The following is an 8711-nucleotide window of genomic DNA, read 5'->3' on the forward strand; positions in this document are numbered from 1 at the left end:
TGGTTGACGCGAATGACGAGGATCAGTCCATCGCCGGGCCCCAGACGGCGGATCGGTCCCACCCGGGTGGATGAGCGGATGAGAGGTTCGGGAGGCAACGTGTCGTCGTCGCGCAGCGGTCGCACGTCCCATCGCCGTGCCCGGGGGCAGGGCCTGGTCGAGTTCGCCCTGGTCGCGCCCCTGCTGATCGGGCTCGCCTTCGGAATCTTCGACTTCGGCCGTGGCATGTCGGCCAACATCACGGTCACCAACTCGTCGCGCGAGGGCGCCCGCTACCTGGCGACCCAGGCGTCGACGCTCTCCTCGCCCTACGGCACCACCTGCCCGACCGGAACCACCGCGCCCACCGGCACCTCGGCGCAGTCGAAGGCGTGGAACCAGATGCTCGGCGCCAGCCTCGACATGACCAGGGTCACCCTGCTCACCGTCTACTTCTACAAGAGCAGCAACGACCCCTCGGCCGACACCGCCCGCACCGCCTACGACAAGACGGTCTCCTGCAACCTCAGCGGCGGAGCCTTCACGGGCAGCTCGACGGTCACCGCGGGCAGCAACACCGGCGACTCCTCCTACGTGCCGCAGACCGGCGACTGGGTGCAGTTCCGAGTCCAGTACCAGTACACGACGGCGACGCCGATCATCCACCAGCTGGTCGCGACCGTCACCGTCGACCAGACCACCACGATGGTGCTGGAGTGAGCGCGCGCCGCGCCCCCCGGGCCCTCCGCCCCGGCCGGCGGGGAGCCCGCGGCCAGTCGCTGGTGATGGTCGCCCTCGGCGGTGTCGCACTCATCGGCATGACCGGCCTGGCGCTCGACGGCGGCTACGAGGCCGGCGTCTACCGCAGCGCCCAGAACGGCGCCGACGCCGGCGCCCTCGCCGCCGCCCGCTTCATCTACGAGAACCAGGCCAACCCGACCTACGTCACCAACAACGCGATCTGCCAGACCACCGCGCCCAACGGGGTCGGCCCCAAGCAGGTCTATCTCAACAGGAGCAACGCCACCGCCACCTGCACCGGCAAGACGCTGACCACCTACGCGCCCGCCGGTCCCGACGGCTTCCACTCCTACGGGGCGCTGGCCACCGTCGACACCTCCACCGGCGTGAGCGGCGTGGCCACCCTCGCCTCCCACATCGGGGTCAACGAGGCCACCGCCGACGTCACCGCCAATCCCACCCCCACCGCCAGCGGCTCGGTGGACATCACCAGCCTCACCGCGAGCCTCAGCCTTCTCTCCAACCTGCTGACGTCGGTGAACGGCAGCACCACCCTCTTCGCCTGCTCGAGCAGCGCGTCGGGAGCGGGCACCAGCCAGACGGTGCCCACCGCGGGCGGCAGCTGCCCGGGCAGCGGCCTCTCGCTCAGCCTGCTGCTGTCGGTCCTCCTGGTCGTCAACCTGAACATCAACGTGTCCACCCAGCTGGGGCTCACCGGCAACATCGCCGCCGGCCCGGCGAGCATCAGCCTGGTCAAGCAGGCGCTCTCCTCGGTGGTGCCCACCAGCGGCATGCCCCAGCAGCGGGACTTCACCCGGGTGGTCGGCGCCGGCCTCGGCGTCCTCGGCGCCGTCGCCCTCAACGCCAACGTCGGCACCACCAGCTCGATCACCGGCAACCTCGGTGGCGACAGCACCGGGGTGCAGACCAGCGTCAACATCGCCGACCTCGGCGCCACCGTCGCCGGCACCGCGATCTCGCTGAGCGCCCTCGACGCCACCGCCAGGGTCAGCTACGACCCGGTGAACGGCTTCCAGGCGACCACGAAGTGCACGCTGCTCTCCGGCGAGGGCGCCGCGTCGATCAAGATCGCGGGCGCCACCCTCGGCATCAACGCCGACTGCAGCTACACCCCGGTGGGCATCCCCGGAGTGCTCAGCATCGGCTCCACCCGCACGGTGAACTGCCAGACCGGCCCCAACGGCCAGCTCTGCACCGCCAGCGTCTGCGTGCTCGACATCAACGTCCTCTCGGTCCTCGCCGGCGTCAACAGCATCGACGTGTGCATCGGCAGGGCCCAGGCGAGCGCCGACTTCAAGCCGGTCACCAACACGGCCGGGGTCATCGTGACCTCGCAGATCCCCTCCCCCACCTTCTTCCTCGGGGTGGTGGGGGCGCACACCGTCAACCCCAAGGCGCAGGCCGCCGCCACCCCCCGCCAGGTCACCGACGTCTCCTCCGACACCTTCGCGGCGGCGCCGTATGCGGTGCCCTACGCAGCCACCGAGAAATCCGGGGGGGCGGCCTACTGCAACCTCAGCTTCGGCCCGCTGGTACCGGGCTGCAACTACACCGTCTGGGGCGCGGGGATGGACGGCAACAGCGCCATCGAGAAACAGCTCGGCTGCACCCCCACCGGCACCCAGTGCTGGCAGGGACGGCTCGACCCCGCCAGCAGCCACGCGATCGGACAGACGGTGACCGCGAGGAGCGGCTCGGGGACGGGACCGACCGCGCTGATCAGCGGGTCCAAGTACATCCTCCTGCCGGTGATCAGCGACGAGGGCGTCGTGCAGCAGTACGGCCTCTTCGCGGCCACCGCCGACAGCCACATCTTCACCCTGGCCCGCACCCCCGACCCCGTGAACAGCGTGGTGGCGCCGATCGCCCAGGCGACGACCACCGGCGCGTGGATGCCCAACGACGAGGGCGCGGTCTCCACCAAGCTCGTCGACCCCACCTACTTCAACGCCACCGGATGGAGCTGACCCCGATGCCCCGGCGCCTCACCCGTCTCGCCGCCGCGGTGGCCGCCTGCCTCGGCGCCGCACTCGCCTCCGCCCCCACGGCGCTCGCCGACAGCACCGCGCCGCCGGTGGTGACCAGCGTCTCGCCGCTCTTGCTGGTGCCCAACGGCCAGCCCTTCCACCTCACCCTCACCGGCTTCAACCTCGCCACCGTGAACCAGGTCTTCCTCAACCCGGTGGTGGTCGGCCGCAGCTTCAGCGCCGCCGGCGACACCGTTCTCCAGCTCACCCTTCCCGCGGACACCCCGGCCGGCGACTACACCGTGCGGGTGGTCTCGACCGCCGGCTCCAGCGACCCGGGGAGCGCCCAGCTCACCGTCGGCAGCGCGATCGCGGCGGCGCCACCCGCCGCCAACCTGCCCTCGGTGCCGAGGTACAGCTTCGCCCCGGCACCGCGGCCGATCTACCAGCCCGAGAGCGGGGTGGTGGGCCCGGCGAGCCCCTCCTCGGTGGCCCCGGCGCCCTCGCGGGGGCCGGTGAGCCCGGTGCTCCTGCTCCCCCTCGGCATCGTCCTCGGCGGGCTCGGCTACCTGCTCTGGGGCCGGCCCGGCCGGCTCTCCGCGGCCGAGCGCCAGGGGCTCGCCGCCCACCTGATCGGCCGCCCCGCCCAGGCGCTGCACGTCGGCCGCATCTGCCTCCAGTGCGGCCGCCTCCACTTCGTGCTCGCCACTCGCCGCGATCTCTGGCAGGCCGGCCAGTTCTGCAGCGCCACCTGCTTCGTCGCCGCCCAGGACGACGACTCCGCGGCCCGCGCCGGCGAGAGCACCGCGGTCACCCGGATGCGCGAGATGTTCGTGTACAGCGAGCTCGAGCAGAGCCTTCAGGCCGCCCTCGCCAGCGAGATGCTGGAGCTCCGCACCGGCGAGGCACCCGTCGAGGAGCCCGCCGAGGAGGCGCTGGTCGAGGCCGCCGGTTAGACCGGCACCCGGGTCAGGAAGTACAGCAGATGGCCCGGGACCACGCCCATCATCACCGTGACCACCAGGATGTAGAGCATCGCGGTGGCCGGCTGGTTGGCACGGATCCGGGCGTAGTAGAGGGTGAGCCCGTTGACGGCTGCGGTCACCACCAGCCCTGCGGCCACCACCAGCAGCCAGAACGAGGCGCCGTAGCGCTCGCCGACCAGGCTGGCGCGCACCGCGCCGTCGGCGGTGAGCAGGGCGACGCCGACCGCCAGCGCCTGCACCGCGACCGCGGCGAAGATCAGGTAGACGGCGCGGCGCAGCGGCCGGAAGGAGAGGTCGGGGGCGATCAGGTACCAGTGGCCGAGCAGCATCCCCGCCAGGGTGCTGCCGGCGAGCAGGGCGGCGGGGACGAAGGCGACCGCACCGGCGAGGCCGCCCACCCCGGAGAAGGCGAAGGTGGCCGCGGCCCGGCCGATCGCCACCGCGCCGCACCCCACCGCCACCGCCCCGGCCACCCGCCGGGCCGGGTCGGTGCCCACCGCGCAGAGCAGCGTGTACACCCCCAGGGCGACGGTGAAGCCGACCATCCAGTGGACGAAGCCGGCGTAGCCCGCCGCGTCGAGCGGGTGGTGGAGCAGCTGCGCGGGGTCGGGGAGCAGCGCCGCCATCGCCAGGCAGATCCCCATGATCGCCAGGCAGATGGCGGCGGTGGTGCCCAGGAAGCCGCGCCCCACCTCGCCGAGCAGGTCGCCCGCGTAGGTGGCGGCGACGGTCCCGACGGACAGCTCGGCGAGGACCAGGACGCCCACGATCGGCGCCAGGGCGGGGATCGACATGAGCCCCATCCTAGGCAGACCGCGGCCGGGCGTGACAGCAGTCGTGGTGCTGTACCGTTGTCATCCCGTATGGACGAGAGACAGCCGAAGCCGTCCGGCCGCCCCCAGGATTTCACCGACCTGGTCAGCGAGCTCGGTGACCTGGTCGAGACCCTGGGTCTCGAGGAGGCTCCTCCCCCGGCGCGTGCCCGCCGCAGCCGTCCGCCCGCGGCCCGGCGCGGCGCCCCCCGCCCGGCGGCGTCCGCGGATCCGGCCGCGCCCGCGGCGGCGGTGGCCGTCCCCGAGGTCGAGGCCGCCCCCGAGCCGGAGACGCCGGCGACCGACGCGATCCTCGACGACACCACCTACTGGGTGCCTCCGGCGGAGATGGTCGAGCCCGGCGGACGTCCCTGGTCGCCCGCCGCCGCCATGGAGCTGCTCCCCGGCAGCCGGGAGGCGGCCGCGGCGGCGATCGCGACGCGGCCGGGCTCGGGATGGCTGATGACCGTGGCCGCGTGCACCGCGGTGGCGCTGGCGCTCTTCGCGCTGGTGGTCAGCCACATCGACCTGGCCAGCACCGGCGGCCCCGACCAGGCGGTCAGCGCCGCCCCCTTCGCGGTCAGCCAGCTGCGCACCGTCGCCGCCGACAGCACCGCCGCGGTGGTGACCGCGCCCACCACCACCCGCTTCCCCGCCTCGACGAACCACCTGTTCATCGAGATCCAGTACGCCGGCGCCACCCCCCATGACAGCCTCCAGCTGCGGGTGATCCGCGACTCCGACGGGCTGCCGCCCCCCTCGGTGGTGCAGGACCACACCTACCGGCTCGACAACCCCGAGGGCAAGGGGGCGGTCACCGTCGAGCTCACCGCCCCCGCGGGCACCCCCTTCGCGCGCGGCCGCTACACGGTGAGCGTGGTCCACGGGCAGAGCGCGGCCCAGACCGTCGACTTCACCGTCGGCGACAGCGGGGCCTGACCCCGGCGGCGCCGCCGCCTTGCTAGGCTCCCGCCGATGAGCGTCGCCGCCAGCGCCCTCCACGAGTCCGAGAACCCGTGGCGCAACGCCCAGAGCCAGTTCGACACCGCCGCCGGGCTGCTCGGGCTCGAACCCCGGCTCCGCGCCGTGCTGCGCGAGGTCCGGCGCGAGTTCACGGTGCGCTTCCCGGTCCAGATGGACGACGGCAGGGTGCGGATGTTCACCGGCTACCGGGTGCAGCACAACACCACCCGGGGCCCGGCCAAGGGAGGCATCCGCTTCCATCACGAGTGCAGCCTCGACGAGGTCAAGGCGCTGGCGATGTGGATGACCTGGAAGTGCGCCCTCGCCAACCTGCCCTTCGGCGGCGCCAAGGGCGGGGTGATCGTCGACCCCGGCGCGCTCAGCCACCGCGAGCTCGAGCGGCTGACCCGGCGCTTCGCCACCGAGATCACGGTGCTGATCGGGCCGGAGTCGGACATCCCCGCGCCCGACGTCAACACCTCGGCGGAGATCATGGCCTGGATCATGGACACCCTCTCGATGGAGGCCGGCCACTCGGTGCCGGCGGTGGTCACCGGCAAGCCGATCGACATCGGCGGCAGCGAGGGCCGTCACCGGGCCACCGGCCGGGGGGTGACCGTGGTGACCCTCGAGGCCTGCCGGTACCTGGGCATGGAGCCGGCGCAGACCACCGTGGCGGTGCAGGGGTTCGGCAACGTCGGCAGCGTCAGCGCCCAGCTGATGCACGAGGCGGGCTTCCGGGTCTGCGCCGTCTCCGACGTCAGCGGCGGCGTGTACGACCCGGCCGGGCTGGACATCCCCGCCATCCTCGAGCACCGCCGCGCCGGCGGCACCCTCGCCACCCTCACCGGGCGGCGGCGGGTGAGCAACCAGTCGCTGCTCGAGCTGCCCGTCGACGTGCTCGTCCCCGCCGCGCTGGAGAGCCAGATCACCGCGGGCAACGCGGCCCGCATCCAGGCCCGGCTGATCGTCGAGGGCGCCAACGGGCCCACCACCACCGAGGCGGATCACATCCTGGAGCGGCGCGGGGTGGTGGTCGTCCCCGACATCCTCGCCAACGCCGGCGGGGTCACCGTCTCCTACTTCGAGTGGGTGCAGGACCTCCAGTCGTTCTTCTGGTCCGAGCCGGAGATCAACCGACGCCTCGAGGCGGTGATGCGGCGCGGCTTCGCCCAGATGGTCGAGGCGGCCCAGGCCCACTCGGTGTCGTGGCGGATGGGGGCATACCTGGTGGCGGTGCAGCGGGTCGCCGACGCCACCGCGGTGCGGGGCATCTACCCGTGAACGGCGCCGGGCCCCCCCCGCCGCCCGACCAGCCCGGGGCGACGCCGCCGCGGGCGCAGCCGCCGCGGACGCCACCGCCCAGCTACCTGCCTCCGCCACCGCCGCGCACCCGCCCGCCGATGGCGCCGATCGAGCCGCTCCGCCCGGAGCGCTCCGGCCCACCACCGTGGGTCTGGGTGCTCGGCGGGGTGGTGATCGCCGCGGTCGTCGCCGTCGTGCTGGTGCTGGTGCTGCGCTCGGGCAGCAGCGGCCCGCTGGTGGTGGGCACCGACGTGAGCCTCGCCTCCACCTCGGAGCGCAGCGGCGACTGCGTCACCACCGTCCATCTCACCGCCACCGGCAGCGTCAGCGGCGGCGGCACCCTGGTGTACCGCTTCGAGCGCAGCGACGGCCAGCAGACCGCGGACACCCGGCTCGCGGTCGACGGCAACACCGGCTTCGAGATCACCGAGGACTGGCGGTTCGTCGGGGTGCACAAGGGCGGCGGCACGATGGTCTTCCGGATCGTCTCGCCGACCACCCGCGAGGTGCGGCGTGACCTCACGGTCACCTGCCCCTGATCCCCCCGGGGATCTCGACGTCCGTGGCGGCTGCCTGCGGGTCGCCGCCCGGGCGCGCCACGTCCGCCTCGACGAGGCCGGGCTCGGCCGCCTCGCCACCGAGCTCGCCGCCGCCGACCCGGCCCTCCCCGCCTGGGAGGACGACCACCTCGCCGGCGGCGACCCCGAGGTGCGCGCCGGCTGGACGCTGCTGCTCAGCGCGCTGAACTTCTGCTTCTGGGAGGACGAGCCGCGCTGGCGGGTCGAGGGCGCCGACGGCTACATGGCGCTGGCGGCGGCGCTGCGCCGCGCCCACCGTGCCGGGACGCCGGTGGCCCGGCCCGCTCACCTCGCGGGCTGGAGTGTGGCGGACCTGGCCGGCGTCCTCCGGGGCGACCCCGGCGGCCCGGCGGCGCCGCCGCTGCTCGCCGAGCGCCACGCGGTGACCGCCGAGCTCGGCGAGTGGCTGGTGGAGGAGCACGGCGGCGCCGCGCTGGCCCCGCTGCTCGCCGCCCCCTCGGCGGCGGCGCTGGCGGCGACGCTGGCCACCCGGCTGGGCGGCTTCCGCGACGTCGCCGTCCACCGCGGCGAGCCGGTGGCGCTGCTGAAGCGCGCCCAGATCGCCGCCCACGACTGCGGCCTCGCCCTCGGCGACGACGCCCCCGCGGGCCTGCGCGACCGCCGCGGTCTCACCGCGTTCGCCGACTACAAGGTGCCCCAGGTGCTCCGCGCCGCCGGGGCCATCGCCTACACCCCCGAGCTCGCCGCCGCGGTCGACGCCCGCACCGAGCTGGCCGCCGGATCCGAGCCCGAGGTGGAGATCCGCGCCCTCACCGTGGTCGCCGTCGACCGCCTCGTCGCCCTGCTGGCCGGCCACGGCCGCGGGCTCGACGCCCCCGCCGTCGACACCCTGCTCTGGTGGCGCGGCCAGGGGCTCAGGGAGCCTCCGTATCACCGGACGCGGACCGTCTGGTACTGAGGCGCGCGCCGACCTCACCCGTGGGCGACGTAGTTCCAGCGCGCGCCGGTGGCATAGCTCTCCTCGAGGCGGTCGAGGCTGTACGGACCGTCGCCATCGAGGTCGAAGATGCGCAGCCCCGCCTCGTCGCAGAGCAGGCGGTGGAGCTCGCGCGGGGTGCTGCCGTAGTGGTCGCTGGCCCCGGGACCGTGCTCGACGACCACGGTGGGGCGGTGGTCGGCGATGGTGCGCAGGGCGCCCGCCAGCACCAGGCACTCGGCCCCCTCGACGTCGATCTTGATGAACGCGGGGGCGCAGCCCGCGGGCAGGTGGTCGTCGAGACGCTCGGTGGCGACGGTGATGCGCTCGCACTCGACCGGGCGCGGATAGGTGCGCTCGCGCAGGCCGCTGTACTGCGGCATGTCGCGCACGTGCACGTAGGCCGACTCGCCGTCGCGGTC

9 protein-coding genes are annotated in these 8711 nt (G+C 74.0%); 7 read left to right on the plus strand and 2 right to left on the minus strand.

All coding sequences use genetic code 11. The features are described 5' to 3' along the window. Positions 1 to 78 precede the first annotated feature (78 nt). From VGL20_09395 to VGL20_09405, 3 genes are read left to right on the plus strand one after another with little or no spacing between them, the layout of a single operon-like run. Complete coding sequence (locus VGL20_09395) at positions 79 to 699, plus strand: TadE family protein (protein ID HEY2703891.1); 621 nt, start codon at positions 79 to 81, stop codon at positions 697 to 699. After that, the gene (locus VGL20_09400) at positions 696 to 2708 is read left to right on the plus strand and encodes a hypothetical protein (GenBank protein HEY2703892.1); all 2013 of its coding nucleotides are present in this window, start codon (positions 696 to 698) and stop codon (positions 2706 to 2708) included. Before VGL20_09395 ends, VGL20_09400 begins: the two co-directional genes overlap by 4 nt. After that, positions 2699 to 3664, plus strand: a complete 966-nt coding sequence (locus tag VGL20_09405) for a hypothetical protein (protein ID HEY2703893.1) — start codon at positions 2699 to 2701, stop codon at positions 3662 to 3664. Before VGL20_09400 ends, VGL20_09405 begins: the two co-directional genes overlap by 10 nt. Here VGL20_09405 and VGL20_09410 read toward each other — a convergent pair. Continuing rightward, positions 3661 to 4488, minus strand: coding sequence for a hypothetical protein (locus VGL20_09410; GenBank protein ID HEY2703894.1), 828 nt, complete (start codon positions 4486 to 4488; stop codon positions 3661 to 3663). The genes VGL20_09405 and VGL20_09410 overlap by 4 nt on opposite strands. 69 nt (positions 4489 to 4557) lie before the next feature. On the opposite strand from VGL20_09410, the gene VGL20_09415 reads away from it, so the two are divergent. From VGL20_09415 to VGL20_09430, 4 genes are read left to right on the plus strand one after another with little or no spacing between them, the layout of a single operon-like run. After that, positions 4558 to 5445 (plus strand): hypothetical protein, encoded by an 888-nt coding sequence (locus VGL20_09415; protein HEY2703895.1) that lies wholly within the window; start codon positions 4558 to 4560, stop codon positions 5443 to 5445. Between the two features lie 36 nt (positions 5446 to 5481). Continuing rightward, complete coding sequence (locus tag VGL20_09420; GenBank protein ID HEY2703896.1) at positions 5482 to 6753, plus strand: Glu/Leu/Phe/Val dehydrogenase; 1272 nt, start codon at positions 5482 to 5484, stop codon at positions 6751 to 6753. Further along, positions 6750 to 7313, plus strand: coding sequence for a hypothetical protein (locus tag VGL20_09425; protein ID HEY2703897.1), 564 nt, complete (start codon positions 6750 to 6752; stop codon positions 7311 to 7313). The genes VGL20_09420 and VGL20_09425 overlap by 4 nt, the downstream gene beginning before the upstream one ends. Next, positions 7288 to 8271, plus strand: coding sequence for a queuosine salvage family protein (locus VGL20_09430; GenBank protein ID HEY2703898.1), 984 nt, complete (start codon positions 7288 to 7290; stop codon positions 8269 to 8271). The genes VGL20_09425 and VGL20_09430 overlap by 26 nt, the downstream gene beginning before the upstream one ends. Positions 8272 to 8285: 14 nt before the next feature. On the opposite strand, the gene VGL20_09435 is transcribed toward VGL20_09430, so the two are convergent. Continuing rightward, on the minus strand, positions 8286 to 8711 hold a 426-nt coding region (locus tag VGL20_09435), incomplete at its 5' end, for an FkbM family methyltransferase (GenBank protein HEY2703899.1).

It is taken from the genome of Candidatus Dormiibacterota bacterium (genome assembly GCA_036495095.1).
Taxonomy (GTDB): domain Bacteria; phylum Chloroflexota; class Dormibacteria; order Aeolococcales; family Aeolococcaceae; genus CF-96.